At 64.4% G+C, this 25,578-nt stretch carries 22 protein-coding genes and 1 pseudogene; 13 read left to right on the top strand and 10 right to left on the bottom strand.

Features of this window, described 5'->3' with window-relative positions; all coding sequences use genetic code 11:
• The first annotated feature begins 40 nt into the window (after positions 1–40).
• The gene (garD, locus tag CAG18_RS06805; RefSeq protein ID WP_085720653.1) at positions 41–1,594 is read left to right on the top strand and encodes a galactarate dehydratase; all 1,554 of its coding nucleotides are present in this window, start codon (positions 41–43) and stop codon (positions 1,592–1,594) included.
• Positions 1,595–1,780: 186 nt separating this feature from the next.
• Positions 1,781–3,361, top strand: coding sequence for an aldehyde dehydrogenase (NADP(+)) (locus CAG18_RS06800; protein WP_085720652.1), 1,581 nt, complete (start codon positions 1,781–1,783; stop codon positions 3,359–3,361).
• 167 nt (positions 3,362–3,528) lie between these two features.
• Here the strand turns inward: CAG18_RS06800 and CAG18_RS06795 are convergent, their stop codons facing one another.
• Positions 3,529–4,278: a FadR/GntR family transcriptional regulator gene (locus tag CAG18_RS06795; protein ID WP_085720651.1), complete on the bottom strand. Its 750-nt coding sequence runs from the start codon at positions 4,276–4,278 to the stop codon at positions 3,529–3,531.
• Positions 4,279–4,392: 114 nt separating this feature from the next.
• On the opposite strand from CAG18_RS06795, the pseudogene CAG18_RS06790 reads away from it, so the two are divergent.
• The 3 genes and pseudogenes from CAG18_RS06790 to CAG18_RS06780 form a co-directional block, all read left to right on the top strand.
• Positions 4,393–4,767: pseudogene (locus CAG18_RS06790) on the top strand (DUF998 domain-containing protein); the annotation flags it as partial.
• Between the two features lie 74 nt (positions 4,768–4,841).
• Positions 4,842–5,171 carry a hypothetical protein gene (locus tag CAG18_RS06785; RefSeq protein WP_023660807.1) on the top strand — a complete coding sequence of 110 codons (330 nt, stop codon included), beginning with the start codon at positions 4,842–4,844 and terminating at the stop codon, positions 5,169–5,171.
• A 261-nt stretch (positions 5,172–5,432) separates the two neighbouring features.
• Positions 5,433–6,341, top strand: a complete 909-nt coding sequence (locus CAG18_RS06780) for a LysR family transcriptional regulator (protein ID WP_054572581.1) — start codon at positions 5,433–5,435, stop codon at positions 6,339–6,341.
• Here the strand turns inward: CAG18_RS06780 and CAG18_RS06775 are convergent, their stop codons facing one another.
• Together CAG18_RS06775 and CAG18_RS06770 are read right to left on the bottom strand one after the other, a co-directional pair.
• Entirely contained in the window at positions 6,342–6,860 is a 519-nt protein-coding gene (locus tag CAG18_RS06775; RefSeq protein WP_085720650.1) for a DMT family transporter, read from the bottom strand.
• Positions 6,861–7,353: 493 nt separating this feature from the next.
• On the bottom strand, positions 7,354–7,935 hold the full coding sequence (locus CAG18_RS06770; protein ID WP_013973000.1) for a hypothetical protein: 582 nt from the start codon (positions 7,933–7,935) through the stop codon (positions 7,354–7,356).
• 228 nt (positions 7,936–8,163) lie between these two features.
• On the opposite strand from CAG18_RS06770, the gene CAG18_RS06765 reads away from it, so the two are divergent.
• Positions 8,164–10,293, top strand: a complete 2,130-nt coding sequence (locus tag CAG18_RS06765; RefSeq protein WP_015270706.1) for a TonB-dependent siderophore receptor — start codon at positions 8,164–8,166, stop codon at positions 10,291–10,293.
• 220 nt (positions 10,294–10,513) lie between these two features.
• Positions 10,514–10,813 carry a hypothetical protein gene (locus CAG18_RS06760; RefSeq protein ID WP_003260568.1) on the top strand — a complete coding sequence of 100 codons (300 nt, stop codon included), beginning with the start codon at positions 10,514–10,516 and terminating at the stop codon, positions 10,811–10,813.
• Between the two features lie 17 nt (positions 10,814–10,830).
• On the opposite strand, the gene CAG18_RS06755 is transcribed toward CAG18_RS06760, so the two are convergent.
• Both CAG18_RS06755 and CAG18_RS06750 read right to left on the bottom strand, forming a co-directional pair.
• Complete coding sequence (locus CAG18_RS06755) at positions 10,831–11,643, bottom strand: class I SAM-dependent methyltransferase (RefSeq protein WP_085720649.1); 813 nt, start codon at positions 11,641–11,643, stop codon at positions 10,831–10,833.
• Positions 11,644–11,924: 281 nt separating this feature from the next.
• Positions 11,925–14,111, bottom strand: a complete 2,187-nt coding sequence (locus CAG18_RS06750) for an OsmC domain/YcaO domain-containing protein (RefSeq protein ID WP_085720648.1) — start codon at positions 14,109–14,111, stop codon at positions 11,925–11,927.
• Between the two features lie 387 nt (positions 14,112–14,498).
• Between CAG18_RS06750 and CAG18_RS06745 the strand changes: the two genes are divergently transcribed.
• The 4 genes from CAG18_RS06745 (at position 14,499) to CAG18_RS06730 (ending at position 19,736) form a co-directional block, all read left to right on the top strand.
• Positions 14,499–14,954 (top strand): (2Fe-2S)-binding protein, encoded by a 456-nt coding sequence (locus tag CAG18_RS06745; RefSeq protein ID WP_003259224.1) that lies wholly within the window; start codon positions 14,499–14,501, stop codon positions 14,952–14,954.
• A complete protein-coding gene (locus CAG18_RS06740; protein ID WP_085720647.1) occupies positions 14,954–17,203 on the top strand; it encodes a molybdopterin cofactor-binding domain-containing protein in 2,250 nt (749 codons plus the stop codon). Before CAG18_RS06745 ends, CAG18_RS06740 begins: the two co-directional genes overlap by 1 nt.
• 17 nt (positions 17,204–17,220) lie before the next feature.
• On the top strand, positions 17,221–18,564 hold the full coding sequence (locus CAG18_RS06735) for a cytochrome c (protein ID WP_085720646.1): 1,344 nt from the start codon (positions 17,221–17,223) through the stop codon (positions 18,562–18,564).
• A 152-nt stretch (positions 18,565–18,716) separates the two neighbouring features.
• Positions 18,717–19,736 carry an XdhC family protein gene (locus tag CAG18_RS06730; protein WP_015270711.1) on the top strand — a complete coding sequence of 340 codons (1,020 nt, stop codon included), beginning with the start codon at positions 18,717–18,719 and terminating at the stop codon, positions 19,734–19,736.
• 129 nt (positions 19,737–19,865) lie between these two features.
• Here CAG18_RS06730 and CAG18_RS06725 read toward each other — a convergent pair whose 3' ends face one another.
• The 4 genes from CAG18_RS06725 to CAG18_RS06710 all read right to left on the bottom strand — a co-directional run bounded on the left by CAG18_RS06725 (position 19,866) and on the right by CAG18_RS06710 (position 22,039).
• The gene (locus CAG18_RS06725) at positions 19,866–20,654 is read right to left on the bottom strand and encodes an ABC transporter substrate-binding protein (RefSeq protein ID WP_015270712.1); all 789 of its coding nucleotides are present in this window, start codon (positions 20,652–20,654) and stop codon (positions 19,866–19,868) included.
• 166 nt (positions 20,655–20,820) lie between these two features.
• Positions 20,821–21,462 (bottom strand): LysE family translocator, encoded by a 642-nt coding sequence (locus CAG18_RS06720; protein WP_015270713.1) that lies wholly within the window; start codon positions 21,460–21,462, stop codon positions 20,821–20,823.
• A gap of 50 nt (positions 21,463–21,512) precedes the next feature.
• Positions 21,513–21,713 (bottom strand): DUF1289 domain-containing protein, encoded by a 201-nt coding sequence (locus tag CAG18_RS06715; RefSeq protein ID WP_003259230.1) that lies wholly within the window; start codon positions 21,711–21,713, stop codon positions 21,513–21,515.
• Between the two features lie 8 nt (positions 21,714–21,721).
• Positions 21,722–22,039, bottom strand: coding sequence for a hypothetical protein (locus tag CAG18_RS06710; RefSeq protein WP_085720645.1), 318 nt, complete (start codon positions 22,037–22,039; stop codon positions 21,722–21,724).
• Positions 22,040–22,355: 316 nt separating this feature from the next.
• Between CAG18_RS06710 and CAG18_RS06705 the strand changes: the two genes are divergently transcribed.
• Positions 22,356–24,104 carry a BCCT family transporter gene (locus tag CAG18_RS06705; RefSeq protein WP_054572573.1) on the top strand — a complete coding sequence of 583 codons (1,749 nt, stop codon included), beginning with the start codon at positions 22,356–22,358 and terminating at the stop codon, positions 24,102–24,104.
• A 66-nt stretch (positions 24,105–24,170) separates the two neighbouring features.
• On the opposite strand, the gene CAG18_RS06700 is transcribed toward CAG18_RS06705, so the two are convergent.
• Entirely contained in the window at positions 24,171–24,650 is a 480-nt protein-coding gene (locus CAG18_RS06700) for a VOC family protein (RefSeq protein WP_015270715.1), read from the bottom strand.
• 205 nt (positions 24,651–24,855) lie between these two features.
• Between CAG18_RS06700 and CAG18_RS06695 the strand changes: the two genes are divergently transcribed.
• Positions 24,856–25,506, top strand: coding sequence for a TIGR04211 family SH3 domain-containing protein (locus CAG18_RS06695; protein WP_085720644.1), 651 nt, complete (start codon positions 24,856–24,858; stop codon positions 25,504–25,506).
• Positions 25,507–25,578: the final 72 nt, after the last annotated feature.

Genomic DNA, 25,578 nt, shown 5'->3' with positions numbered 1-25,578 from the left:
ATGTACAAAAGCCTGAGAACCTGACAAGTAGGGCCCGAACATGCAGTTGATCGAACATTCCGACTCGCCCCGCTACGTCCGCCTGCACGACGACGACAATGTCGTGGTGGTGGTCAATGATGGCGGCCTGGGCGAAGGCGCCCGCTTCGCCGACGGCCTGACCCTGGTCGAAGGCGTGCCACAGAGCCACAAGGTGGCCACCGTAGCCATCGCCAAGGGCGAACCGGTGCGCCGCTACGGGCAGATCATCGGCTACGCGCTGGAAGACCTGCGCCAGGGCAGCTGGGTGCAGGAGAGCCAGCTGGCCATGCCGGCCGCGCCGGAGCTGGACAGCCTGCCACGCTGCGACGCCGTCCCGCAGCCGCTGCCGCCGCTCGAAGGCTTCACCTTCGAAGGCTACCGCAACGCCGACGGCACCGTCGGCACCCGCAACATCCTCGGCATCACCACCACCGTGCAGTGCGTGGCCGGCGTGCTGGAGCATGCGGTAAAGCGCATTCGCAGCGAGTTGCTGCCCAAGTACCCCAATGTCGATGACGTGGTGGCGATCACCCACAGCTACGGCTGCGGGGTGGCGATCAACGCGCGCGATGCCTACATCCCAATCCGCACGGTGCGCAACCTGGCGCGCAACCCCAACCTGGGCGGCGAGGCCCTGGTCATCAGCCTGGGCTGCGAAAAGCTGCAGGCCGGCCAGGTGATGCACGACAATGACCCGTCGGTGGACCTCAGCGACCCGTGGCTGTACCGCCTGCAGGACGCCAGCCTGGGCTTTGTGGAAATGATCGAGCAGATCATGCAACTGGCCGAGACACGCCTGAAGAAACTCGACCAGCGCCGCCGCGTAAGCGTGCCGGCCAGCGAACTGATCCTGGGTATGCAGTGCGGGGGCAGCGATGCCTTCTCGGGCATCACCGCCAACCCGGCGCTGGGCTACGCCGCCGACCTGCTGGTACGCGCCGGCGCCACCGTGCTGTTCTCGGAGGTGACCGAAGTGCGCGACGCCATCTACATGCTCACCTCGCGGGCGGAAAACCAGGAGGTCGCAGAAGCCCTGGTGCGCGAAATGGACTGGTACGACCGCTACCTGCAGCAAGGCGCCGCCGACCGCAGCGCCAACACCACGCCGGGCAACAAGAAAGGCGGCCTGTCGAATATCGTCGAGAAGTCCCTGGGGTCGATCGTCAAGTCCGGTAGCGGCGCCATCCAGGGCGTGCTCGGCCCGGGCGAGCGGGTCAACCGCAAAGGCCTGATCTTCTGCGCCACCCCGGCCAGCGACTTTGTGTGCGGCACCCTGCAACTGGCTGCCGGCATGAACCTGCATGTGTTCACCACCGGCCGCGGCACGCCATACGGTCTGGCCATGGCGCCAGTGGTCAAGGTATGCACCCGCAGCGAGCTGGCCCAGCGCTGGCCCGACCTGATCGACATCGACGCCGGGCGCATCGCCAGCGGCCGCTCGACCATCGAGGAGCTGGGCTGGGAGCTGTTCCACTACTACCTGGACGTGGCCAGCGGCCGCAAGCAGACCTGGGCCGAACAGCATCGCCTGCACAACGACATCACCGTGTTCAACCCGGCACCGATTACCTGATGCCAAGGGCTTGCCCAATTCAACATTACAACGCGGTCCCTGTGGGAGCGGGTTCACCCGCGAACACCGGCAAAGCCGGTGCCATACACCGAGTTGCCTGCTTCGCGGGTGAACCCGCTCCCACAGGGTCCGAGCAAACGCCTCAAGCACGTTCTCTTCCTTCACTACTCTCTACAGGAGCACCCCATGCCTGAAATCCTCGGCCACAACTTCATCGCCGGCCAGCGCAGCGCCGCTGGCCCGCAGCGCCTGCAGAGCCTGGACGCCAGCACCGGCGAGGCTCTGCCCTACAGCTTCGCCCAGGCCACCGAAAGCGAAGTGGACCAGGCCGCCAAGGCCGCGGCCGCCGCTTTCGCCGAATTCCGCCAGCTGGCCCCGGCGCGGCGCGCCGAATTCCTTGACGCCATCGCCGCCGAGCTGGACGAACTGGACGACGCCTTCGTCGCCATCGTCTGCCGTGAAACCGCCCTGCCCCCCGCCCGTATCCAGGGCGAGCGCGGCCGCACCAGCGGCCAGATGCGCCTGTTCGCCCAGGTGCTGCGCCGTGGTGACTTCCTCGGTGCACGCATCGACCTGGCCCTGCCCGAGCGTCAGCCCCTGCCACGCGTGGACCTGCGCCAGATGCGCATCGGCGTCGGCCCGGTCGCCGTGTTCGGCGCCAGCAACTTCCCGTTGGCCTTCTCCACCGCCGGTGGCGATACCGCTGCGGCCCTGGCCACCGGTTGCCCGGTGGTGTTCAAGGCCCACAGCGGCCACATGGCCACCGCCGACCTGGTCGGCTGTGCCATCCAGCGCGCCGCCGAGCGCACCGGCATGCCCAAGGGCGTGTTCAACATGGTGTTCGGTGGCGGCGTCGGTGAGTGGCTGGTCAAACACCCGGCCATCCAGGCCGTCGGCTTCACCGGCTCGCTGAAAGGCGGTGACGCCCTGTGCCGCATGGCCGCCGAGCGCCCGCAGCCGATCCCGGTGTTCGCCGAGATGTCCAGTATCAACCCGGTCATCATCCTGCCGGGCGCCCTGGCCAAGCGTGGCGAAGCCATCGCCCGAGAACTGGCCGGTTCGGTGTGCCTGGGCGCAGGCCAGTTCTGCACCAACCCGGGCCTGGTGATCGGCCTGCAGTCGCCGCAGTACAGCCAACTGCTGGCAGAGCTTGGCCTGCACCTGAGCCAGCAGGCCGGCCAGACCATGCTCAACGCAGGTGGCCTGCGCAGCTACGTCGGTGGCCTGGAGCACCTACACGCCCATGCCGGTATCGAGCACCTGGCCGGCCAGGCGCAGGCAGGCAGCCAGGCGCGCGCCCAGCTGTTCAAGGCCGATGCCCGCCTGCTGGTGGAGTCTGACCCGCTGTTGCAGGAAGAAGTGTTCGGCCCGACCACTGTTGCCGTGGAAGTGCAGGACAACGACCAGTTGCGCGCCGCCCTGCTCGGCCTGCGCGGCCAGCTGACCGCGACCCTGATTGGCGAGCCGGAAGACCTGCAGGCCTTCGCCTGGCTGGTACCCGTGCTGGAAGAGAAGGTCGGGCGGATCCTGGTCAACGGCTACCCGACCGGTGTCGAGGTGTGTGATGCGATGGTGCACGGCGGGCCTTACCCGGCCACGTCGGATGCGCGCGGCACGTCGGTCGGCACCCTGGCCATCGACCGCTTCCTGCGCCCGGTGTGCTACCAGAACTACCCGCAGGCACTGTTGCCTGAGGCACTGCGCGACGGCAACCCGCTGGGGCTGCGCCGGCTGGTGAATGGCCAGTGGAGTGAGGGCGCGATCTGATCGCCCCTTGAAACCAGAAAGCCCCGCGCATGGCGGGGCTTTTCTTTTGGCTGTACCGACCTCTTCGCGGGTAAACCCGCTCCTACAGGGACCGCGCCGTACTTACAGGTAATGGATAACCTTGTGGGTTTACCCGCGATGAGGCCAGGTCAGGCAACAGAGAAGCCTCAGCCCCCCTGCGCCTCGGCCTCTTCATGCGCCTGGCGCAAGCGCTCGCGGCTGTTGCTCAGGTGCATGCGCATGGCCATCTTCGCCCCTTCGCTATCACGCCGGGCGATGGCTTCGTAGATCGCCTCGTGCTCATGCATAAGCCGGCTCATGTAGTGCGCCTGGTCATCATGGGCCAACCGCGCCGAATTCAACCGGGTACGCGGGATGATGCTGGTGCCCAGGTGGTTGATGATGTCGGCGAAGTAGTGGTTGCCGCTGGCCTGGGCAATGCGCAGGTGGAACTGGAAATCCGCCGACACCGCATCCGTGGCGTGGGCAGCCCCTTCGTTGAGTTCGTCCAGCGCCGCACGCATGCCGGCCAGCTCTTCGTCGCTGCGCCGCTGCGCCGCCAGGCCCGCCGATTCGATCTCCAGGGCAATGCGCAATTCCAGCACCGCCAACACTTCGCGAAGGGTGACCACGGTCGCCGGGTCGATACGGAAACCACCCGTTGCTGGCGCGTCCAGCACGAAGGTACCGATGCCGTGGCGGGTCTCGACCTGCCCGGCAGCCTGCAGCCGCGAGATCGCTTCACGCACCACCGTGCGGCTGACACCCTCTTCGGCCATGATCTGCGATTCGGTCGGCAGCTTGTCGCCGCGCTTGAGCTGGCCGCTGCGAATGCGCTCGGTCAGCACCGTGACCAGTTCCTGAGCCAGACTGCGCGGCTTGCGCCGGGTCTTTGCCTGTACCTGCTGCTCTGTCATTGCCCTGTATTTCACCTTGAAAGACAGCGCTCATCATAGCGCAAGCAGTTGTACGATCACATACACGCAGTGCGGTATTTCCCGGCATCCGTAGGCGACACGCAGCCCTGAACAAATGGTCTGGGCAGCCTGGGTACCGGCTGGTTTCCCTGCGACCAAGGTTGCGCTCCGGCGCAGCCTTCCCCTTTACAGCAGCTACACAACCTGTCCGGCTTGCTGATGTTCCTTTCGCTGACCCTTGCAAGCGCACTGTGGGCCTGGTTGGGCAATCGCATTGCCGGCTCCAGGGCACTGGGGCTGTTTTCCCTGGCCTGCGTGGTGCTGGCGATCGTGACCGTCGTACTCATGGGCAAGGCAGCGCAAAGCGGCCAATGGTTCGGCCTGTACCAGCGCCTGAACTACGGCGTATCGGTGATCTGGGTCGCCAGCCTGGCCTGGACCAGCCTTCGCACCCACCGCGCCAGCCCGTTGCGGATGGCAACAACCTGACGGCAATTTGCTGGCCCCCGGTAGCTGCTTGTGAAGGCAAACTTCGTTTTCCTTCAGATGCTTAGGACAGCAACATGCGAGTACTTCTAGCAACGATGGCCGGCTGCCTGCTAGCCACGCTCGCTTTCGGCGCCCAGGCACGGGCGCTGAGCCAGAACGATCGCCACACTTGCGGCTGGGGCGCACAGATAGCCGCCGAAGCGCAGCAGGCCAAGCTTTCCGGGGTAACCCTGTATGCCACGCGCAAGAAGTTGCAGGCGCGCAAATTCCCCAAACCGTGGATGCGCATGACCGCCTTCGGCATTACCGAACAGACCTACAACAGCCGCTCGCGGCTAAAGCCTGCAGCGATCAAGCAGACCTATTACGAGCAGTGCGTGCAACATGCGGTAGCAAGGCGATAAAGCTCTGGCTCTTTGGGCTGCGCTGTCGCGCAGAAAACAAATATCGCTCGTTTGAAGCGTCCTCTGCAGGAGCAGCCTTGTGCTGCGAAGAGGCCGGTACAAGCAATAGACAAGCTTTGTCAGTAACGGCCTCCTCGCAGCACAAGGCTGCTCCTACAGAACTTCACTAAACCAATGAGGCATGTGTTGTTCTATGAGAGCGGCCTTGGGCATTTGTTAAACTGATGAAAACTGTCGGACGCAACCAAGACCATTCGCAACATGGATGAACTACGCAAGATCGACCTCAACCTGCTGCTCGCCCTGCACGCCCTGCTGAGCGAAAAGCACGTCACCCGCGCCGCCTTGCGCCTGCACCGCAGCCAACCGGCGGTAAGCCACGCCCTGGCGCAGTTGCGCAAGCACTTCGACGACCCCTTGCTGGTGCGCCAGAACGGCCGCATGGCCTTGACCGCCCGCGCCCAATCGCTGGCCAAACCGCTGCACGACGCCCTGGGCAACCTCAACGGCCTGCTGGCCGCCCCACAGTTCGAACCGGCCAAGGCCCAGCGTCGCTTCAGGCTCTCGCTGTCCGACTATTCCTCGCGGATCATCCTGCCGCCCCTGCTGCGCCACCTGCGCCAGGTCGCGCCCGGGGTAGACCTGGCCATCAGCCAGGCCAGCCGCGAGACCATGCTGGCCCAGTTGCTCGATGGTGAACTGGACCTGGCCCTGGGCATCTTCCCGGACTTGCCCCAGGCCATCACTGCGCAGCCGCTGTTCACCGACAGCTTCATCAGCGTTGCCGACCGCCAGGTGCTGCCGGCCAGCGGCGGCCTGGCCCTGGACGACTGGCTGGCCCGTCCGCATGTGCTGATGGCCATGCACCCGGATGCCTTCGATGAAATCGAACGCGCTCTCGCCGCGAAAGGCCTGCGTCGGCGGATTGCCCTGGCCTTGCCGCATTGGAGTGCGGCGGTCGAGGTGCTGGCCGGCACCGACCTGATCCTGACCGTGGCCAGCCGCGCGGTGGGCTCGCTGCACCAGCACAAGACATTGCGCCAGTTCGAGCCGCCACTGGCGATTGCTTCGTTCGATTACCAGCAGGCCTGGCACAGCCGCAAAGAGGACGACCCGGGGCATCGCTGGCTGCGAGAAACCGTGTGGGCGTGCAGCCAGCCGGGGCGCTGATCAGCCTTCCGACTGTTTCTCCACGGCAGGGGCATTGGCCGGCGAGCCTGCTGCCCAGGTGCCCTGCACCAGCAGAACGCCGCAGAGGATCAGCACCACACCCGCCAACCTGGCCAGACTGAGCGGCTTGCCTCCCAACCCCATCACCCCAAAGTGGTCTGCGACCACCGCCGTGATGATCTGCCCCGCCACCACCAGCACCAGGAACCCCGCTGCCCCAAGCCGGGGGGTGAGCGCAGCAGCACCGGCCACGTACAGCGCCCCCAGCACACCACCAACCCACAGCCACCAGGGCCCCTGCAAGGCCTTGCCCATGTCCGGCGCCGGCACCCTGAGGATCAGCAGCGCGAAAATCACTACCAGCGAACTTACCGTCAATGACGTGAACGCGCCCCATAACCAATGCCCCAGAGCCCGGCCGACGGCGGCATTACCCGCAGCCTGGAACGGCAGCACGGCACCGGCAAGCAACGCCAGGGCAAAGGGAAGTACCAGAAGGCACAAGGTCTTGCTGAACATGGCAGTCCTCATTCGTGACAGATGTTCAGGCGATGATCGGAAAATTCCCTTCATCCATGGAAATCGAAAGTGTGCACGTACTTTATTCACCACATGGATACACGATCACGCAGCCCATTACCGGCAAGCCAGCGCCCAAAGGTACCGCGCAGTCCTGAAGCCTGAGCCGTACCTATGAGAGCAACTGTCTTGCTCAAATTCTAAAAGTTGGCGCGATCTCTGTGGGAGATCGCCCAGTCCTTTGGGCTGCGCTGACGCGTAAAGAACTGAATTCGCAAGCGGTACGCGTACCCTGTGGGAGCGGCTTTAGCCGCGAAGAATCCACCGCGGTGCATGGCACCGGCTGCGCCGGTGTTCGCGGCTAAAGCCGCTCCCACAAAGTCCCTGGCTTGCCGGCGATGGGCCGCACAGCGGCCCCAATCGATTAGCTGAAAGGGCATCAATGCAAGGCGATCCCATAGGCGGGCAACCCAAAGCCTGCCCCAATGAATGGTCAGCGCGAGGTCTCGACGCGCAGCACTTCGGTGTAGATCGCGTCGACCGTCTGGCCGACCTTGAGGTTCTTCATGCGTGCCTGCAGGTCAGGGTTCTCGACCTTGACCACCTGCAGCTTGCCCTCCGGCGGCAACAGGCTCACTTCATGCGTCTTGAGGTCGATCTTCTTTATCTGCGAGGTCACCCTGACCTGGCGGAACGCCTCGCCGCCCGGGTTGGGGTTGTCTGCCGTGGCGCGAATGGTACCGGACTCTTCAGTCGCCTTCGGTGCACCGCCCACCTCCGGGTTGAGCACATAGGCCACCGCACGGGTCACGTAGATGTCGACTTGGTCACCCACCTTGAGGTTGGGCAGCGCCTTGGCCTTTTCAGTGAGCTGGAAGGTCACATCCTTCTTGGCGTCAGGGCCTTTCACCGTGACCTGTCGGTTAGCCAGGTCGATGGCCGTGACCTGCGTGGTGACGTGGCTTTCCAGCGCCTCGCTACCAATGGGAATACCGGCAGCCTGCACCGTGAAGCTGAAGGCAGACGCCAGGGTGGCAACGGCAATGGCACGAGCGAGAGAGCGAATTGGATTCATAGGCCTGCTTCCATGTAATCGAGACCGGGTAGGGACGTGAAATGATCACGCGCCAACAAGCATAGCCCTTGCCTGACACATTGCCGGCCCTTCCCCCTCACGACGCGTTTTGTCGCTTTTTCTGCCAGCTGCATTCTTGCAATAGCAAATACGAACTCTTTACACTTGCTTTACATTTGCAAATCATTACTATTCGTGACCTTCAAATACAACAAAGAGTCACCTGTAATGGCAAAAAAGTCTGTTGTCCCAGCATCCATTTCCGTGCTGGGCATTCTGGTTGTACCTGCCGTTCACGCGGTCCAATCTGAATCGCTGGGTTCCCTCGCCTTGCCCGCCACTGCGGTCACCAGCGCCTACGAGCAGCAAAGCTACAAGGCCAGCGAAAGCCGCAGCGCCATGAAGATCGACGCCCCGCTGCGCGACATCCCGCAAACCGTCAACGTCGTGCCCGAAAGCGTGATCAAGGACCAGGGTGCACAGTCCATGGAAGACGTGCTGAAGAACGTGCCCGGCGTCGGCCTGTCCAACGGCGACGGCCAGCGTGACCAGGTGACCATTCGCGGCTTCAGCGCCATTGGCGACATGTACATCGACGGCGTGCGCGACGACGCCCTGTACTTCCGTGACCTGTCCAACATCGAGCGGGTCGAGGTGATCAAGGGCCCTGCCGCCGTGCTGTATGGCCGTGGCTCTTCGGGCGGCCTGATCAACAGCATCAGCAAGAAGCCGAGCTTCACGCCCAAGCGCGAAGTCGGCATGAGCTTCGACAGCGAAGGCAAGCGCCGCACCCAGTTCGACACCGGCTGGGCCGACCCGCAAAGCAACCAGGCCTACCGCGTGACCGGCGCCTTCGAAGACAGCGACACCTTCCGCGACGATGGCTACATCGACCGCAAGGCCATCGCGCCATCGGCCTACTTCCGCCTCTCCGACGACCTGGAACTGAACCTGGGCGCCACCTACCTGTACGACAAGCGCCTGATCGACTTCGGCATCCCGGCGCTGGGCAACCGCCCGGTAGATGTGGACCGCGACAAGCGCTTCGGCTCCGGCGATGCCGACCAGGACTACGCCCGCAGCGAAGTGTTCTCGCTGACTGCCAGCCTGGACTACCGCATCAACGACGACTTCACCCTGACCAACACCAGCCGGTACTACCGCTACGACCTGGACCGCAACAACACCTTGGCCGACAGCAGCCCGACGCGCTTCGTCACCGCGCCTGACGGCGAACTGCTGGTCAAGCTCAACCGTGGCAACGTCGCCCGCGACGAGTACGGCATGTTCAACCAGACCGAACTCAAGCAACAGGCGCAGCTTGCCGGCATGCAGCACAACCTGCTGTATGGCGTTGAAGTGGGCTTCCAGGACAAGCACCAGCGGGTGCTGAGCCAGAACAACGTGGCCCAGGTGCCGGTGTACCGCGACGCCCTGGTGCCGGTGCCGGAGCACGCCGCCAACCTGTCGTCCAAGGGCACCAACTTCCAGCAGACCGCCGGCCTGTATGTGCAGGACATGATCGAGCTGAACGAGCACTGGAAGGCTCTGGTCGGTGTGCGTTATGACATCTTCGGCCAGGAGTACGACGACGACCGCGCGCAGAACGTCGACCTCGACCGTACCGACAAGACCTGGAGCCCACGTGCCGGCCTGGTGTACCAGCCGGATAACATCCAGTCCTACTATGTGTCGGTCAGCCGCAGTTACCAGCCTTCGGGCGAAGTGTTCGCGGTCAGCCCGACCAACCAGCATCTGGAGCCGGAAGAAACCACAAACTACGAAATCGGCGCCAAGTGGGACCTGCTCGACAGCCGCCTGTCGGTGACCGCAGCGGTATTCCGCCTCGAGCGCACCAACATGAAGACCGCCGACCCTGCCAACCCCAACCTGACTGTGCTGGCCGGGGAACAGCGCACCGACGGTTTCGAAGCCACCGTCAGCGGGCAGCTCACGGACAAGTGGCAGATCTACGCCGGCTACGCCTACCTGGATGCCGAGATCACCAAGTCCAACAACAAGACCAATGGCGTGGCCAACGAAGGCCAGACTCCTACCCTGACGCCGCGTAACAGCGCCAACGTCTGGCTGGTGCGCACGCTGACCCCGGAATGGCGCGTGGCCGCCGGCGCCAACTACGTCGACGAGCGCTACACCGCACTCGACAACGTGGTGGTGATGCCGGGCTACACCACCTTCGACGCCGCGCTGCTGTACAGCGTGCCGCAGTGGGATGCCGCGCTGCGCCTCAAGAACGTGTTCGACCGCGACTACTATGCCTCCGCGCACGGTTCGGTTGACCTGATTACCCCAGGTGCACCGCGCACGCTGGAAGCCAGCTTCAACTACCGGTTCTGATCGCTGCCCCAGGCGCAAGGCCTTGCCATGGTGCAAGGCCTTGCGCTGCATCTGATGCAGCGCAAGCGTTCACCGCTTCGCTTGAATGCAATATCCTGTGCAGAGGATGGCACCGGCCTTGCCAGTGTTCGCGGCGGTTCGACGCCTCGGTAAACCCACTCCCACAGGGGCAGCACCTTGCTTGCGATCGCAGAGTCCTGCGCCTCGGTAAGGAGAGCATATGAGCAGTAAACCGATTCGCCCCTCCACGTCCTGGGCGCTGACCACCCTGCTCGCCTTCAGCCTGGCACTCACCGCCGGCTGCTCCAGCAAAGCCAGCAAGGCCAGGTACGCGACGCCGGCAACGGGCTCCAACTGCTTCGCCAAGGCCGTCCCCACCACCGGCGAAGGCGGCCTCGCGTGGGGCAATACGCTGAGCATTGCCCGGCAGAAATCGCTGAACAACTGCGTGCGTTATGCAAGCCGGTCAGGAGGCACACCGAAGACTTGCCAGGTGGTGATGGCCAAGTGCAAGAACTGAGCGCTTGGCCCCTGGGCTCAACCTCGAATGATCACCACTTCAAGGTACTCACTCGGCACCACCAACGACGACGAGCCGCCCACATTGCTTTCGTTCAGCAACTGGGTCAGATCCCGCTCCAGCGCCCCGGCCGCTTCCGGCTCCAGCGAGGCAAACGCTTTGTGCACCGGCCCGTACCAGGTGCGGAACACCTCGATGAAATGCGCCGCCGAGCGATAGCGGAAGTTGAAGTGCTGGCGGCTGACCTTTAATTCGCCCAGCGCCCCCTCGAACATCACGCGCAACTGTTCTTCATCACCCCAGCGTGAAGGCGGCAGAGCCCCGGCTGGTGGCGGTACATGCCGCCCGAGGGTCTTGAACATCTGCCCGACGAACCCTTGCGGGGTCCAGTTGGCCAGGCCGATCCGGCCACCGGGCCGGCACACCCGGCCCAATTCACGCGCGGCCTGGGCCTGGTCGGGCGCGAACATCACGCCGAAAGTGGACAGCACGGCATCGAAGGTGCCATCGGCAAACGGCAGCGCTTCGGCATCGGCGACCTGGAACACCACATTGAGGTGCTCGGCCCGCGCGCGTTCTTCACCGCGCTTGAGCAGCTCGGGCACATAGTCGGTGGAGGTGACACGGCAGCCGCGCCGGGCAGCAGCCAGGGTGGCATTGCCGTTGCCGGCGGCGACATCCAGCACCTGCTCGTCCCAGCGCAGGTCACAGGCTTCGGCCAGGCGTTCGCCAACCAGTTGCAGGGTGGTGCCGATTACCGCGTAGTCGCCACTGGCCCACGCGGCTTGCTGGCGGGCTTTGAGGGCATTGGTATCCAAAGGGGTGCTCATGGTCTGCGCCTTCTTGTTGTGCGCGGCCGAGGTCCTTCTGGCGGTCAACGCGCCATGGATCGAGGGGATGGGAGCAAAACGCTACGCGCCTGGCAGGCGAAGCGGCAAGACAGATTGGGGATAGCGGTTATTTGAAACCGATATATGAAGGCGATCGACGTCGCTGTAGGAGCGGCCTTGTGTCGCGATGGGCCGCAAAGCGGCCCCCGTTTTGGCATTGAAGCTGATATTGCCGGGGCCGCTTTGCGGCCCATCGCGACACAAGGCCGCTCCTACAGGAGTCAGGCGAACTTGGCCCGGGCCGCGTGCAGCTTCTTGTAGCTTTCGATCAGGCGCAGGTGGCGATCGAGGCCTTCGAGCTTCATGCTGGTCGGGGTCAGGCCATGGAAGCGCACGCTGCCGTCCACCGAACCCAGCACCGCGTCCATGCGCGGGTTACCGAACATGCGGCGGAAGTTGGCTTCGTAGTCGTCCATTTCAAGTTCGTCGTCCAGCAGCACTTCCAGCACCACGTTCAGCGCCTGATAGAACAGGCCGCGCTCGACGGTGTTGTCGTTGAACTGCAGGAACGCCTCGACCAGTTCCTTGGCATCCTCGAAGCGCTGCACAGCCAGGCAGATCAGCAGCTTCAGCTCGAGAATGGTCAACTGGCCCCACACCGTGTTCTCGTCGAACTCCACGCCGATCAGCGTGGTGATGGTGGTGTAGTCATCCACATCGCAGTTGTCCAGGCGCTTGAGCAGCAGCTTGAGGGAACGGTTGTCCAGGCTGTGCAGGTTGAGGATGTCGGCGCGGAACGACAAGGCGCGGTTGGTGTTGTCCCAGATCAGGTCCTCGACCGGGTAGATCTCCGAATAACCCGGCACCAGGATGCGGCAGGCGGTGGCGCCAAAGTTGTCGTACACCGCCATGTACACTTCCTTGCCCAGGTCCTCGAGGATGCCGAACAAGGTCGCGGCCTCCTGCACGTTGGAATCCTCGCCGTGGCCGGAGAAGTCCCACTCGACGAACTCGAAGTCGGCCTTGGCACTGAAGAAGCGCCACGACACCACGCCACTGGAGTCGATGAAGTGCTCGACGAAGTTGTTCGGCTCGGTCAGCGCATGGCTTTCGAAGGTCGGTTGCGGCAGGTCGTTCAAACCTTCGAAGCTGCGGCCCTGCAGCAGTTCGGTGAGGCTGCGCTCCAGCGCCACTTCCAGGCTCGGGTGGGCGCCGAACGAAGCGAATACGCCGCCGGTGCGCGGGTTCATCAAGGTCACGCACATCACCGGGAACTCGCCGCCCAGCGACGCATCCTTGACCAGCACCGGGAAGCCCTGCTCTTCCAGGCCCTGGATGCCGGCGACGATGGCCGGGTACTTGGCCAGTACCTCCTGCGGCACATCCGGCAGGCACAGCTCGCCTTCGAGGATTTCGCGCTTCACGGCGCGCTCGAAGATTTCCGACAGGCACTGCACCTGCGCCTCGGCCAGGGTGTTGCCGGCGCTCATGCCGTTGCTGAGGAACAGGTTCTCGATCAGGTTGGACGGGAAGTACACCACCTGCTGGTCGGACTGGCGCACGAACGGCAACGAGCAGATGCCGCGCGCGGTGTTGCCCGAGTTGGTGTCGTACAGGTGCGAGCCACGCAGCTCGCCGTCCGGGTTGTAGATTGCCAGGCAGTGCTCGTCGAGGATCTCGGCCGGCAGCTCATCGCGCGGGCCGGGTTTGAACCACTGCTCGTTCGGGTAGTGCACGAACGGCGCGTTGGCCAGGTCCTCGCCCCAGAACTGGTCGTTATAGAAGAAGTTGCAGTTCAGCCGCTCGATGAACTCGCCCAGCGCCGAGGCCAGCGCAGCCTCCTTGGTCGCGCCCTTGCCATTGGTGAAGCACATCGGCGACTGGGCGTCGCGCACATGCAGCGACCACACGTTAGGCACGATGTTGCGCCACGAGGCGATCTCGATCTTCATCCCCAGCCCGGCGAGGATGCCCGACATGTTGGCGATGGTCTGTTCCAGCGGCAGGTCCTTGCCGGGGATGTAGGTGCTGGTGTCCGCCACCGGCATCAGCAGGCCCTGGGCATCGGCATCGAGGTTGTCGACCACTTCGATCACGAACTCGGGGCCGGTCTGCACCACCTTCTTCACGGTGCAGCGGTCGATGGAGCGCAGGATGCCCTGGCGGTCCTTCTCGGAAATGTCCTCGGGCAGCTCGACCTGAATCTTGAAGACCTGGTTGTAGCGGTTTTCCGGGTCGACGATGTTGTTCTGCGACAGGCGAATGTTTTCGGTGGGAATGTCGCGGGTCTGGCAGTACAGCTTGACGAAGTAAGCCGCGCACAAGGCCGAAGACGCCAGGAAATAGTCGAACGGCCCTGGGGCCGAGCCATCCCCCTTGTAGCGGATCGGTTGGTCGGCGATCACCGTGAAGTCGTCGAACTTGGCTTCGAGACGGAGATTGTCGAGAAAATTGACCTTGATTTCCATGCGGGATTACCGTGATTTAAACGTGCAAAACGAAATTGGCCGGCATTATCCGGGTTTTCGTTGCGGAAGTCCTCCTCACCTCCAAATGCGCTTTCTTGTAGGAGCGGCCTTGTGTCGCGCGGCCGCAAAGCGGCCCCTTACAATACTGCATGCTGCCAAGACCCCGGGGCCGCTGCGCGCCCCATCGCGACACAAGGCCGCTCCTACAGGCGATAGCGCACATCGCCGCTTGCGCATTTCACCGAATTGCTTGCCTGATCCTCTGAACCTGCCCCCGTCAGCAGACCGGCGGTCACCCCGCTGTGCTAGCGTTTCTGCACTGGGGAGCACCGTATTCCCCGATCACAAGAAACCAAGCGACAGCAACCGTTGACGGGCAGGTGAACCATGGAACTACGCATCAACCAGAAGACCTACCAGGTCGAGGCAGACGCCGACACGCCCCTGCTGTGGGTGATCCGCGACGACCTGGGGCTGACCGGCACCAAGTATGGCTGCGGCCTGGCCCAGTGCGGCGCCTGTTCGGTGCTGGTGGACGGCAACGTGGTGCGCGCCTGCGTCACCCCGGTGGCCGGCGTGGTCGGGCGCGAGGTGACCACCATCGAGGCGATCGAGGCCGATGCCGTCGGCAAACGGGTGGTCGCGGCCTGGGTCGAGCACCAGGTGGCCCAGTGCGGCTACTGCCAGTCCGGCCAGGTAATGGCGGCAACGGCGCTGCTCAAGCACACGCCCAAGCCCAGTGACGCACAGATCGAGGCAGCCATGGTCAACCTGTGCCGCTGCGGCACCTACAACGCCATCCATGCTGCCGTGCATGAGCTGGCCCAAGGGGAGAAGGCCTGATGAACACACCAGTCGATACCCCCGCCGAACTGCTCAAGCTGCAACTGGGCGAAACCGTCAACCTGTCGCGTCGGCGCTTTCTTGCCGGCACGGCTGTCGGTGCCCTGGTGCTGGGTTTCGGCCTGCCCATGGGCTCGGCCCGCGTGCAGGCAGCCGCCGCAGCGACCCCGGAGCGCGGCACCCAGGTGCCGGCGTTTCTGGAGATCCGCCCGGACGGCAAAGTACGCCTGCTCAGCCCGTTCATGGAAGGTGGCCAAGGCCCCTTCACCGCCATGGCGCAGATCGTTGGTGAAGAGCTGGACGTCGACCCGGCCAATTTCGTGGTCGACAGCGCGCCGCCCGGCGAAGTCTATGTAGTGATGGAAAACGGTATGCGCATCACCGGCGGCAGCATGTCGGTGCGCATGAGCTACCCGACCATGCGCCGCCTGGGCGCCCTCGCCCGGGCCATGCTGCTGCAGGCGGGTGCCGAGCAGCTGGGCGTGCCGGTCGAAGAACTCTCCACCACGCCGGGTCGCGTGGTACATACCACGACTGGCCGCTCCATCCCCTACGGAGAACTGGCCGGGCGGGCCATGGACCTGCCGGTGCCGGACCCGGCCAGCGTCAAGCTGCGCGACCCCAGCCAGTTTCGCTGGATCGGCAAGCCGGTACGTCGCCTGGATGCCTACGACAAGTCCACCGGCAAGGCGGTGTACAGCATCGACATCAAGGTCGACGGCATGCTCCACGCTGCCGTGCAGCACGCGCCACGCCTGGGCATGACCGTCGGCAGCCTGCGCAACGAAGACCAGGTCAAGGCCATGAAGGGCGTGCATTCGGTGCATCAGCTGCCGGGCGCCGTGGCCGTGGTAGCCGAACGCTGGTGGCATGCCAAGCGCGCGGTCGAGGCCATCCAGGTTGACTGGAAGGAGCCTGCGGCCGACAGCCCGGTACGGCCTATGCCGGCCGACTTCTCCAGCGATGGCTGGCGTGAGCACCTGGCCACGGTCACGGGCCCGGCGCGCGACGACGAAAACCAGGGCGATGTGGCCGGCATGCTGGCCAATGCCAAGACCCGGGTCGAGGCAACCTACCATAACCAGTACCTCAACCACGCCCAGTTGGAGCCGCCGTCGGCACTGGCGCGCTTCAACCCGGACGGCACCCTGGAGGTGTGGCTGCCCAACCAGGCGCCGGACATGTTCCGTGACGACATTGCCAAGCGCACCGGCCTGGCCCCGGCACAGATCACCTTGCATTCGCCGTTGCTGGGCGGTTTCTTTGGCCGCCACTTCCTGTACGACTCGGCCAACCCCTACCCACAGGCCATTGCCTTGGCCAAGGCGGTCGGCCGGCCGGTGAAACTCATCTGGAGCCGCGAGGAAGAATTCCTCCGCGATGTGCTGCGCCCGGTCGCCGTGGTGAAATTCCGTGCCGGGCTGGATGCCGACGGCCTGCCGGTGGCCCTCGAAGCCGTGAGCGCCACCGAAGGCCCGACCGAGGCCCTCGCAGGCAAGCAAGGCGAAAAGCTCGACCCGACCGCGCTCGAAGGCCTGTCGGGCAAGTCCTACGCCATCGCCAACAAGCGTATCGCGCAGATCTACGTGAAAGGTCCGGCCATGCTCGGCTACTGGCGCTCGGTGGGCAACTCGCTGAACGACTTCTTCTATGAGTCGTTCCTCGACGAACTGGCCGACAAAGGCGGCAAGGACCCGTTCGAACTGCGCCTGCACCTGCTGCGCGACAACCCGCGCCTGACCAACCTGCTGCAGGCCGTCGCCGAGCTTTCCGGCGGCTGGAAGCGCGGGCCGTTCACCGCCGAGGACGGCAGCAAGCGGGCGCGTGGCGTGGCCATGGCCTCGCCGTTCGGCTCGGAGGCAGCGGTCATTGCCGAGGTGTCGATCGAGAACGGCCAGGTCAAGGTGCACGACATCTGGCAGGCCATCGACCCGGGCAGCATCGTCAACCCGGCGATCATCGAGCATCAGGTCAACGGCGCCGTCGCCCTGGGCCTGTCGCAGACACTGCTGGAAGAAGCGGTGTACGTGGATGGCAAGCCGCGCGCGCGCAACTACGACCTGTACCCGATTTTGCCGCCATCGCGCATGGCCAGGGTGCATGTGCGCATTGTCGAAAGCGGGGCGAAGATGGGCGGCATCGGCGAGCCACCGTTGCCCGCGGTGGCACCGGCGGTAGCCAACGCAGTCGCGCAGCTGACCGGCCAGCGCGTGCGCAGCCTGCCATTGAGCCGCCATACCTTCAGCTGAGCACACAAGGACGCCCCATGACCCATCGTTTCGCAAGAACCGCTGGCTGGCTGGCGCTGCCGTGCCTGGTCGCGGCAGGCCTGCTGGCCTGGTACGTCACCCGCGAGCCTGCCTCGCCATTTGCCGATGCGCAGGCCACCACCGCGGACCCGGCGCTGGTCAGCCGTGGCGAGTACGTAGCCCGCCTCAGCGACTGCGTGGCCTGCCACAGCCTGGCGGACGGCAAACCGTTCGCCGGCGGGCTGGAAATGGCCACCCCGCTGGGGGCGATCCACGCCACCAACATCACCCCCGACCGCGACACCGGCATCGGTGGCTACAGCCTGGCCGACTTCGACCGTGCCGTGCGTCACGGCGTAGCCCCCGATGGCCGACGGCTGTACCCGGCCATGCCCTACCCGTCCTACGCCAAGCTCAGCGATGACGATGTAAAGGCGCTGTATGCCTTTTTCATGCAAGGCGTGCAGCCGGTGCAACAGGCCAACCTGGCCAGCGACATTCCCTGGCCGCTGAACCTGCGTTGGCCCATCGCCTTGTGGAACGGCCTGTTCGCCGCCACCACGCCCTACACCAACCAGGCCGGGCAGGATGCCCAGTGGAACCGCGGCGCCTACATCGTCCAGGGCCCAGGCCACTGTGGCAGCTGCCATACGCCGCGCGGCCTGGCCTTCAACGAAAAGGCCCTGGATGACAGCGGCAAGCCTTTCCTAGCTGGCGCACTGCTCGATGGCTGGTATGCACCGAGCCTGCGAGCCGACCCCAACACCGGGCTGGGGCGCTGGAGCGAGGCCGAGATCGCGCAGTTCCTCAAGACCGGGCGCAACCGTCATGCGGTGGTATTCGGCTCGATGACCGAGGCATTCAACAACTCCACGCAGTTCATGAGTGACGACGACCTGGCGGCCATCGCCCGCTACCTGAAGTCGCTGCCCGGCGACCCGCAACGCGACGGTGCGCCGTGGCAATACCAGGCCGAAACGACGGCGGCGCGGCTCGACAGCCCTGGGGCGCATACCTATGTAACCCGCTGTGCGTCGTGCCACGGCATGGACGGCAAGGGCCAGGCCGAATGGATGCCGCCTTTGGCCGGCGCTACTTCGGCACTGGCCAAGGAAGACGCCTCGGCGATCAACATCACCCTCAATGGTTCGCAGCGGGTGGTGACGGCCGGGTTGCCCGATGCCTATCGCATGCCGGCCTTCCGTGAGCAACTGAGTGACCAGGAAATTGCTGATGTGCTGGGTTTCGTGCGCAGTGCCTGGGGGAACAATGGCGGGCCAGTGAATGCGCAGGCGGTAGGCAAGTTGCGTGGGCATACCGACCCGGCCAGCAGTAGCCCGATCATTTTGCATATGCGCTGAAACTTGGTGGCTGTACCGGCCTCTTCGCGGGTAAACCCGCTCCCACAGGATTTGCACCACTCCTAAGACCTGTGCAGTACCTGTGGGAGCGGGTTCACCCGCGAAGAGGCCGGCACAGCCACCCTTGAACCCCAGGCTTTACCGGAGTACCCATGGAAAGCATCGACCTGCTGGTCCTGCGCACCACCCGAGACTGGCTCGCCGCCGGCCATCGCACCCTGCTCGCCACGGTCGCCCGCACCTGGGGTTCCTCCCCCCGCCCGGTGGGCTCGATGATGGCCCTGCGCAGCGACGGCCGTGTGGTTGGCAGTGTCTCTGGCGGCTGCATCGAGGACGACCTCATTCACCGCTACACCAGTGCCTACGCCGGCCCCGGCATGCCCAGCGGCCTGCCCCAGGTGGTGCGCTATGGTGTCAGTGCCGACGAGGCCCACCGCTTCGGCCTGCCCTGTGGCGGCACCCTCGAACTGGTGCTGGAATTCGCCCCGTCGCTGCCACACCTCGAACAATTGCTCGCCGGCCTCGACGGCGGCAGCCTGGTACGGCGTGGGCTCGACCTGCGCAGCGGCAAAGCCAGCCTCAGCGCCACCACCACGCCCGAGCTGTTCAGCTTCGATGGCCAGCACATGCTCAGCACCCTCGGCCCCGGCTACCGCCTGCTGTTGATCGGTGCCGGCGCGCTGGCCGAATACCTGGCGACCATGGCCCTGTTCAATGGCTTCAGCGTTTCACTGTGCGACCCGCGCCCCGAGTACACGGCAGGCTGGAACGTTGCCGGCGTCAACCACCTTGCCGGCATGCCGGACGACGTCGTCCGCGCCTTTGCCCCGGACCTGCGCAGCGCCATCGTCGCTGTCAGCCACGACCCCAAGCTGGACGACCTGGCCCTGCTCGAAGCGTTGCACAGCCCGGCGTTCTATATCGGTGCCATCGGCTCACGGCGCAACAGCCAGCTGCGCCGCGAGCGCCTGATCGAACACTTTGGCGAAAGCGAAGCGTCGTTGCGGCGCCTGCACGGTCCTATCGGCATTTATATCGGTAGCAAGACCCCGGCCGAGATTGCCGTCAGCGTCATGGCCGAGATCCTCGCGGCGAAGAACGATGTCACCCTGCCCGGCGCAGTCAGCGTGACCCGGGCCAAGGAAGCCGAGCAACTGGCCCGGTCTCTGTAGGAGCGGCCTTGTGTCGCGATGGGGCGCGAAGCGGCCCCGGGGATATCTGCGGCGAAGCTGAAAACAGGGGCCGCTGCGCGCCCCATCGCGACACAAGGCCGCTCCTACAAGGGACCGCATACCAAGCTGCTATTGCCAACGCTCCAGGTTTTGCTGCAGCAGTTGCTCCGGCAATGCCCCGGCAACGATCTTTTCCATCTCCCTTGTCAGTGCCTCACGCAGCTTCGGCTGATTGCAGGGCGAGTCATGCGAAAGCGCCAGGTACAGCCCTTCGCTGGATACCGGTGGCTCCAGCACCTGTAAATTGTCGGCAATCCCCAAGGTGCGTGCCAGCGCCAAGCCGGGATACTGCTCGTACACCACGTAATCGCTGCGCTTGTGCATCAACTTCTCGAATGCCTGCCTGGCACCGGGTACCGCTTCGAGGGTGAGGTTGGTCCTGGCGTAGTCGTCGAACTGCTGGCCGTGGCTGTTGTTGACCAGCGTGCCGCCTTTGCGGCCCTTCAGGTCGGCCCATTGCTGGTAGGCAAAGGTATTGTCCTGGCGCACCCAGATAACACTTGGGGTATACAGGAATGCCGGGGTAATGAAGTCCATCTGCTGCTGACGGGTCTTGGTCAGGAAGTACCCGGCCATCAGGTCGATCCGGCCCGTGCGCACTTCTTCCTGGGCGCGCGACCACGGCCCGCCGTAGACCACCTCGATTTCCAGCCCCAGTTGCTTGCCCAGGTACTTGAGCAGGTCGGCATTGGCACCGATCAGTTGCTGGGGGTTTTGCGGGTCGCGCCACAGGTAGGGGGGGTATTCCGGGTTGCCGGTGGCAGTCAGCCGCCGGCATTCCTCATGCGCTACCGCCGCCAGCGGCAGCAGCAGGCACGGCAACAGCAGCAAGGCGTGGCGAAAGCAGCGCTCGATCATCGACAACCCTCGGCACATGTGACATCCGCAGACCCGGAGCGGTGGCCAATGGTTGCCACGTCCTGTGGTCGACTGCAGCACCCATCTGTGCGTGCTGCAGACAGTCTGGACCATGTATGGCCATCAGGTTGGCCTTTTATCGGCCAGATGGAGCGCCCCTCGTACTTCAGGCCCCCTGCCGGCGCATCGCCAGGATCGCCGCGCCAAAGCCGATAAAGGTGGTGCCCACCACCCGGCTCACCCAGCGCGACAGGGACGGCCGGGTCAGCACGCCCTTGGCCCGCGCCGCCAGTGCGGCATACAGGCTCAGCGAAACCAGCGACAACGCTACGAATATCCCGGTCAGGATCAGGAACTGCGGCAACAGCGCCGCCCCCTGGTCGATGAACTGCGGGAACAGCGCGGTGAAGAACATGGTCGCCTTGGGGTTGGTCACTGCCGTGAGGAAGGCCGACTTGTATAGCTTCAGCGGCGTGGGCCGAACCTTGGCCACACCCTCTGCGTCGCCCTGCGCCAGCATCGGGCTCTTTTTCAGCAATTGCCGCGCGCCCAGATAGAACAGGTAGCCCGCCCCCAGGATCTTCACGGCGTTGAACAGCATTTCGGAACTGGCCAGCAGCGCGCCCAGCCCCAGCATGGCGGCTGCCGACAGGCAGAACAGGCCCGAGCCATTGCCCAGCGACGACCAGATCGCGCTGCGCTGGCCATGGGCAAGGCTGTTGTTGATGGCCATCAGGGTGGCAGGGCCGGGGCTGGCGATCGCGATGGCAGCGACCAGGGTAAAGGCAAACAGCGAGTGAGAATCCATTTTCAGGCTCGTCAGACAATCAGGAAAAATTGCGCACAGGGTGCGCAGGCTCAGTCGCCATTCTGCCGTTTGGCCGCCTTCTTGGCGATAGCCTTCATCCGCGTTGCCGCCCGCTGCACGGTGGCCATCTTCTCGGGGCGCTTCATGCCCCGCCATTTGCGAATTTCGTCACGGCTGCGACCGCAGCTCACGCACAGCTCGCTATTGAGCTGGCACAGCGAGACGCAGGGGTTGTCGATGTCTTTGGCCATGCCGCCACTCAGCCGGTCATTTCAGCCTGCGCGCGCTCGGCAGCGGCGTGGAACACCTGGCGTACTTCTTCGGCCTTGACCTTGGTGACCGACCTGGCAGCCAGCAGCTCGTCGACCACGCGCAAGCCCTGTTCCAGGGCGGTGGCCAGTTGCTCGAGGTCGGAGGCGTCAGCGATATCACCCAGATAAGGAGCGATGAGATACACGTAACGGTCCTGCAGCTTGAGCGCTTCCAGCGCGTCGAGGGCTTTCTGGAACCGATCGGCAGCGGCAGGGCTCATGCTCAATTTATCGAAATGAATCAGGCTCACACGGTCAGTGGCCATCTGGACGAATCTCCGTTTCCTGGTACGGCCAGGCCCACAAGCGGCAGCGCTTCTACGATGCCCGGATGTGCAGGCCTGGGTAATGCCCACAGGGTACCAGAACCCGAGGCAGAAAGGGCCATCGCCCCCAGAACTAAAAGTATCTGGCAGGTCGCGCAATGGACGTCCCGGGGCGTTATCGGGACAGGAGCCGCCGTTTAGTGCGCAGGATAATCCCGCCAGCAATCTCCCCGCCGAGGCAGTCATCGAACTCGGTAGCCCACACAAAACTACAAGCCTGCACCAGCCGGTAAGCCAGAAAGGGGCCTCATCATTCATGGCAAAGGAACACATCACCGAAACGCTCGACCTTGGCGTGACGGATCCCTCGAAAACCGCGGAAGCACGCCAGGACCGGCGTTTCGAGGGCAAGCTCGACTGGATCGTCTTTGGTTTCACCAGCCTCCTGGCCATCGCTTTCGTCCTCTGGGGCTTCCTCAACCAGGCAAGCCTCGCCAGCAGCGCCTCCAGCGCGCAATCCTGGGTCATTCTCAACTTCGGCTGGTTCTTCGTGCTCACTTCCACGCTGTTCGTGGTGTTCGTGCTGTGGCTCGCCGCCAGCCGGTACGGTCGGGTCCCGCTGGGCCGTGATGGCGAACAGCCAGAATTCCGCACGGTGTCGTGGGTGGCAATGATGTTCAGCGCCGGCATGGGCATTGGCCTGATGTTCTTCGGCGTTGCCGAACCGCTGTCGCACTATGTATCGCCACCACCAGGGACGGCCACCGGGCAGTCCAGCGAAGCGATGCAGGTGGCCATGGCCACAACGTTGTTCCACTGGACCCTGCACCCCTGGGCCATGTACGCCATCGTCGGCCTGGTGATTGCCTATGGCACCTTCCGCCGCGGCCGCTCGCAGCTGATTTCCGCCGCCTTCCGGCCGTTGATCGGCAAGCATGCCAACGGCCCGCTCGGCCGCCTGATCGACATGATGGCGATCTTCGCCACGCTGTTCGGCTCGGCGGCCTCGCTGGGCCTGGGCGCGCTGCAGATTGCCGGTGGCCTGGAGTACAACGGCTGGATCGAAAGCCCCGGCAAGCTGTTCTACATCTCGATCATCACCCTGCTGACCATCGCCTTCGTCACCTCGGCGGTGTCGGGCATCGGCAAGGGCATCCAGTGGCTGTCCAACACCAACATGGTGCTGGCGCTGGTGCTGGCGGTGTTCGTGTTCATGGTCGGCCCGACCCTGCTGATGCTCAACCTGCTGCCAACCTCGATCGGCATCTACGTCAAGATGCTGCCGGAAATGATGGCCCGTACCAACGCCAGCGGCGGTGAACAGATGAACAACTGGCTGGCCGGCTGGACCGTGTTCTACTGGGCCTGGTGGATTTCCTGGACGCCGTTCGTGGGCATGTTCATCGCCCGCATCAGCCGCGGCCGCACCATCCGCCAGTTCGTTACCGGAGTGCTGCTGGTACCGAGCCTGGTCAGCCTGGTGTGGTTCACCATCTTTGGCGGCGCGGGTATCGACGCCCTGCGTGAAGGCGCCTTCCAGCTGGCCAATGGTGCGGTCAACAGCAACCACGCGCTGTACCAGTTGCTGGACAGCTACCCGCTGGCCTCGGCGACATCAGTGCTGGTGATGGTTCTGGTGGGTATCTTCTTCGTCTCCGGTGCCGACGCGGCCTCGCTGGTGATGGGCACGCTGTCGGAACACGGCACCACCACGCCATCGCGACGTACGGTGATCTTCTGGGGTGCGCTGACCGGTACGGTGGCGGCGATCATGCTGGCAATCGGTGACCCGCGCGACCCCGGCGAGGCACTGACCGGCCTGCAGAACCTGACCATCGTCGTGGCCCTGCCGTTCGTGGTGGTGATGGTGCTGCTGTGCCTTGCGCTGTACCGCGACCTGCGCAAGGACCCGATGATGCTGCGCCACCTGCGCGGCAACGAACTGATCGAGAAGGCCGTGTTGTATGGCGCGGTGAAGCATGGCGAAGAGTTCTACATCGTGGTGCAGGAGAAGAAGACTTCGACCAAGCCGGCGTCGGCAGAGGCCGAAGTGACCGGCAACTGACCTGGCAAGTTTGTGGAATCGGGGGCTGCTGCGCAGCCCCCGATCAAGATGCCTTCACTGCCGTGATCAGCCCTTCAACGCCGCCTCTATCCTGGCCACATCGATCTTGCCCATCTGCATCATGGCATCAAACGCCCGCTTGGCCGCCGCCCGGTCGGGGTGGCCGATGGCTTCGATGAGGATGCGCGGGGTGATCTGCCACGAAATCCCCCATTTATCCTTGCACCAGCCGCAGACACTGGCCTCCCCGCCGTTGCCGACAATGGCATCCCACAAGCGGTCGGTCTCGGCCTGGTCCTCGGTGCTGACCTGGAATGAAAACGCCTCGCAATGCGTGAAGGCCTTGCCTCCGTTGAGCCCCACGCAGGGAATACCCATGACGCTGAACTCAACGGTAATCACGTCACCCTGTTTCCCGGATGGATAGTCAGCAGGTGCCTGATGCACCGCTATCACTGTCGTGTCAGGGAAGACGCTTGCGTAAAAGTTCGCGGCCTCCTCGGCGTCGTTGTCGTACCAGAGGCAGATTGTGTTCTTGGCTGTCATGGTCTTGTTCCAAGAAAGGGTGTGAGCCTTTGAGTCTAGTCTCACAGTCGCCGGTTGAAGTCCTGCAACATCCTGCAGACATTTCCGACATCAGGTAGTGAACCTGCTGACAAAAAAACGGTCTTTCGCTGACGGTCAACCCACCGACCGGTTCATCGGCCCAGTCACCGGGCCTACTTTTGTCCTGTTTCAGCGAAGACCCAACATGTCCGATTCCCGCCCAACTGCTTCCGCCCTCACTGCCCTGCGCGGCGGCCTGATCGCCACCCTGGTGGCCCTTGCCGCACCGGTGCACGCCGAAGAGCCTGCCAGCGATGCACGCTGGGTCAGCGACAGCCTGAGCACATACGTGCGCAGCGGCCCCACCGATGGCCACCGCATTGTCGGTACGCTCAAGTCCGGGCAGAAGCTGACCCTGATCGGCAGCCAGGGCAACTACAGCCAGGTGCGCGGGCAGAACGGCGATGTGGTGTGGATTCTCAGCAACGACCTGCAGTCGGTGCCAGGCCAGGGCGAGCGCCTGCCGCAGCTCGATGCCCAGGTCGCGGACCTGACCGGGCAGCTGAAGAACATCGACGACAGCTGGAAGAATCGCGTACAGGGCATGCAGGAAACCCTCGATTCACGCAAGAAGCTGATCGACGAACTGGAAGCACGCAACAAGGCGCTGAATGAACAGCTCGACCAGAGCCAGTCGCAGCTGCGCGATACCCAGGCACGCCTGGGGGACGAGAACAAGCAGGTGATGATGCGCTACATGGTGTATGGCGGCAGCATTGCCGGCGCGGGCTTGCTGGCGGGGCTGATCCTGCCGTCGCTGACCCGTGGGCGCAGGAAGAACGATCGCTGGTTCTGAAGACGGCGCCAGCCTGCGCTGGCCTCTTCGCGGGTAAACCCGCTCCCACAGTAACCACGCTGGCCTTGAGCC

The organism is Pseudomonas sp. B22(2017) (assembly GCF_002113105.1).
Taxonomy (GTDB): Bacteria; Pseudomonadota; Gammaproteobacteria; order Pseudomonadales; family Pseudomonadaceae; genus Aquipseudomonas; species Aquipseudomonas asiatica.
The sequence above is the reverse complement of the archived record's forward strand: the minus strand, read 5'-3'. Positions and strand labels throughout refer to the sequence as shown.

Excerpts from the sequence above, each read along its gene's own strand:
- garD (WP_085720653.1), top strand. The coding sequence starts at position 41 with ATGCAGTTGATCGAACATTCCGACTCGCCCCGCTACGTCCGCCTGCAC.
- CAG18_RS06800 (WP_085720652.1), top strand. The coding sequence starts at position 1,781 with ATGCCTGAAATCCTCGGCCACAACTTCATCGCCGGCCAGCGCAGCGCC.
- CAG18_RS06795 (WP_085720651.1), bottom strand. The coding sequence starts at position 4,278 with ATGACAGAGCAGCAGGTACAGGCAAAGACCCGGCGCAAGCCGCGCAGT.
- CAG18_RS06785 (WP_023660807.1), top strand. The coding sequence starts at position 4,842 with ATGCGAGTACTTCTAGCAACGATGGCCGGCTGCCTGCTAGCCACGCTC.
- CAG18_RS06780 (WP_054572581.1), top strand. The coding sequence starts at position 5,433 with ATGGATGAACTACGCAAGATCGACCTCAACCTGCTGCTCGCCCTGCAC.
- CAG18_RS06775 (WP_085720650.1), bottom strand. The coding sequence starts at position 6,860 with ATGTTCAGCAAGACCTTGTGCCTTCTGGTACTTCCCTTTGCCCTGGCG.
- CAG18_RS06770 (WP_013973000.1), bottom strand. The coding sequence starts at position 7,935 with ATGAATCCAATTCGCTCTCTCGCTCGTGCCATTGCCGTTGCCACCCTG.
- CAG18_RS06765 (WP_015270706.1), top strand. The coding sequence starts at position 8,164 with ATGGCAAAAAAGTCTGTTGTCCCAGCATCCATTTCCGTGCTGGGCATT.
- CAG18_RS06760 (WP_003260568.1), top strand. The coding sequence starts at position 10,514 with ATGAGCAGTAAACCGATTCGCCCCTCCACGTCCTGGGCGCTGACCACC.
- CAG18_RS06755 (WP_085720649.1), bottom strand. The coding sequence starts at position 11,643 with ATGAGCACCCCTTTGGATACCAATGCCCTCAAAGCCCGCCAGCAAGCC.
- CAG18_RS06750 (WP_085720648.1), bottom strand. The coding sequence starts at position 14,111 with ATGGAAATCAAGGTCAATTTTCTCGACAATCTCCGTCTCGAAGCCAAG.
- CAG18_RS06745 (WP_003259224.1), top strand. The coding sequence starts at position 14,499 with ATGGAACTACGCATCAACCAGAAGACCTACCAGGTCGAGGCAGACGCC.
- CAG18_RS06740 (WP_085720647.1), top strand. The coding sequence starts at position 14,954 with ATGAACACACCAGTCGATACCCCCGCCGAACTGCTCAAGCTGCAACTG.
- CAG18_RS06735 (WP_085720646.1), top strand. The coding sequence starts at position 17,221 with ATGACCCATCGTTTCGCAAGAACCGCTGGCTGGCTGGCGCTGCCGTGC.
- CAG18_RS06730 (WP_015270711.1), top strand. The coding sequence starts at position 18,717 with ATGGAAAGCATCGACCTGCTGGTCCTGCGCACCACCCGAGACTGGCTC.
- CAG18_RS06725 (WP_015270712.1), bottom strand. The coding sequence starts at position 20,654 with ATGATCGAGCGCTGCTTTCGCCACGCCTTGCTGCTGTTGCCGTGCCTG.
- CAG18_RS06720 (WP_015270713.1), bottom strand. The coding sequence starts at position 21,462 with ATGGATTCTCACTCGCTGTTTGCCTTTACCCTGGTCGCTGCCATCGCG.
- CAG18_RS06715 (WP_003259230.1), bottom strand. The coding sequence starts at position 21,713 with ATGGCCAAAGACATCGACAACCCCTGCGTCTCGCTGTGCCAGCTCAAT.
- CAG18_RS06710 (WP_085720645.1), bottom strand. The coding sequence starts at position 22,039 with ATGGCCACTGACCGTGTGAGCCTGATTCATTTCGATAAATTGAGCATG.
- CAG18_RS06705 (WP_054572573.1), top strand. The coding sequence starts at position 22,356 with ATGGCAAAGGAACACATCACCGAAACGCTCGACCTTGGCGTGACGGAT.
- CAG18_RS06700 (WP_015270715.1), bottom strand. The coding sequence starts at position 24,650 with ATGACAGCCAAGAACACAATCTGCCTCTGGTACGACAACGACGCCGAG.
- CAG18_RS06695 (WP_085720644.1), top strand. The coding sequence starts at position 24,856 with ATGTCCGATTCCCGCCCAACTGCTTCCGCCCTCACTGCCCTGCGCGGC.